Origin of the sequence: Geodermatophilus chilensis, from assembly GCF_002802985.1 — a bacterium.
GTDB classification, from domain to species: Bacteria; Actinomycetota; Actinomycetes; order Mycobacteriales; family Geodermatophilaceae; genus Geodermatophilus; species Geodermatophilus chilensis.
This window is the reverse complement of sequence record NZ_NVPT01000313.1, coordinates 1-2,029: the sequence shown is the minus strand read 5'-3', so window position 1 is coordinate 2,029 and position 2,029 is coordinate 1. Positions and strand designations below refer to the sequence as shown.

The following is a 2,029-nucleotide window of genomic DNA, read 5'->3' as shown; positions in this document are numbered from 1 at the left end:
CGTCGACGCCCCGGCCCTCGAGCAGCTCCCGCACGTAGGCCGACCCGACGATGACGCCGTCGGCGAAGCCGGCGACCTCGGCGGCCTGGTCGCCGTTCGAGACGCCCAGGCCCACGCACACCGGCAGGTCGGTGACCGCCCGGGTGCGGGCGACCAGCCGCTCGGCGGCGTCGCCGACGGTGGCCCGGGTACCGGTGACCCCCATGGTGGAGGCGGCGTAGACGAACCCGCGGCAGGCCGCGGCGGTCGCGGCCAGGCGGGCGTCGGTGGACGACGGCGCGACCAGGAACACCCGGTCGAGGTCGTGCGCCTCCGACGCGGCCAGCCACGCCCCGGCCTCGTCGGGGATGAGGTCGGGGGTGATGGCCCCCGCTCCCCCGGCGGTGGCCAGGTCGGCGGCGAAGCGCTCCACGCCGTAGCGCTCGATCGGGTTCCAGTAGCTCATGACCACCGGTACCGCGCCGGTCGCGGCGACCGCCTCGACGGCGCGCAGCACGTCGGGCATGCCGACGCCGGCGCGCACCGCCGGGTCGACGGCCTGCTGGATCACCGGGCCGTCCATGCCGGGGTCGCTGTAGGGGACGCCGACCTCGATGACGTCGGCCCCGCCCTGGACGGCGGCGACCATGGCGGCGATCGAGGCGTCGACGTCCGGGTAGCCGACCGGCAGGTAGGCGACCAGCGCCGAGCGACCCTCGGCCCTCGCCTTCGCGATGGTGTCCTGCAGGGCGCTCACGCCGACTCCCCCGCGTCCTGGCCGGCGACCGCGTCGCCGGAGGTGACCGCGCCCTCGGTGGGCTGCTGGTCGGTGTCCATGCCGGCGCCGGGCTCGACGTGCTCGCGATCGCCGAGGCCGAACCAGCGCGATGCCGTCTCGACGTCCTTGTCGCCGCGACCGGAGAGGTTGACCAGCAGCACTGCGTCCGGGCCCAGCTCACGGCCCAGGGTCAGCGCGCCGGCCAGCGCGTGCGCCGACTCGATCGCCGGGATGATGCCCTCGGTCCGGCACAGCAGCGCGAAGGCCTCCATGGCCTCGGCGTCGGTGACCGCGCGGTACTCCGCGCGGCCGATGTCGTGCAGGTAGGAGTGCTCGGGGCCGACGCCCGGATAGTCCAGGCCGGCGCTGATGGAGTGCGACTCGATCGTCTGGCCGTTCTCGTCCTGCAGCAGGTAGGACCGGGCGCCGTGCAGCACCCCCGGCGACCCGCCGGTGATCGTGGCCGCGTGCCGGCCGGTGTCCACGCCGTCGCCCCCGGCCTCCAGGCCGACCAGGCGCACGCCCTCGTCGGGGACGAACGCGGTGAAGATGCCGATCGCGTTGGACCCGCCCCCGACACAGGCGAGGACGGCGTCGGGCAGCCGCCCCTCCCGCTCCAGGAGCTGCTCGCGTGCCTCGTCGCCGATCACCCGCTGGAAGTCGCGGACCATCGCCGGGAACGGGTGCGGCCCGGCGACGGTGCCGAAGACGTAGTTCGTCGTCTCCACGTTGGTCACCCAGTCGCGGAACGCCTCGTTGATGGCGTCCTTGAGCGTGCGCGAGCCGGTGGTCACCGGGATGACCTCGGCACCCAGCAGGCGCATGCGGGCGACGTTCAGCGCCTGCCGCCGGGTGTCCTCCTCGCCCATGTACACCGTGCAGGACAGCCCCATGAGCGCCGCGGCGGTCGCCGTCGCGACCCCGTGCTGGCCGGCACCGGTCTCGGCGATGACCCGGGTCTTGCCGATCCGCTTGGTCAGCAGTGCCTGACCCAGGACGTTGTTGATCTTGTGCGAACCGGTGTGGTTGAGGTCCTCGCGCTTGAGCCAGACGCGCGCACCCCCGGCGTGCTCGGCGAACCGCGGCACCTCGGTGATCGGGCTCGGCCGGCCGGTGTAGTCGCGCTGCAGGCGGTCGAACTCGGTGAGGAACGCCGGGTCGACGCGCATCGCCTCGTAGGCCTCGGTCAGCTCGTCGAGGGCGGCGATCAGCGCCTCGGGCACGAACCGGCCACCGAAGACCCCGAAGTGGCCGGTGGCGTCGGGCCAGCTC

At 74.3% G+C, this 2,029-nt stretch carries 2 protein-coding genes; both read right to left on the bottom strand.

The genetic code is table 11. The annotated features are described in order from the left end of the window. The coding region (gene trpA / locus CNO22_RS26755; RefSeq protein WP_100502256.1) for a tryptophan synthase subunit alpha at nt 1–736 on the bottom strand (736 nt) is incomplete at its 3' end. Then, on the bottom strand, nt 733–2,029 hold a 1,297-nt coding region (gene trpB / locus CNO22_RS26750), incomplete at its 5' end, for a tryptophan synthase subunit beta (protein ID WP_100502255.1). The genes trpA and trpB, both read right to left, overlap by 4 nt.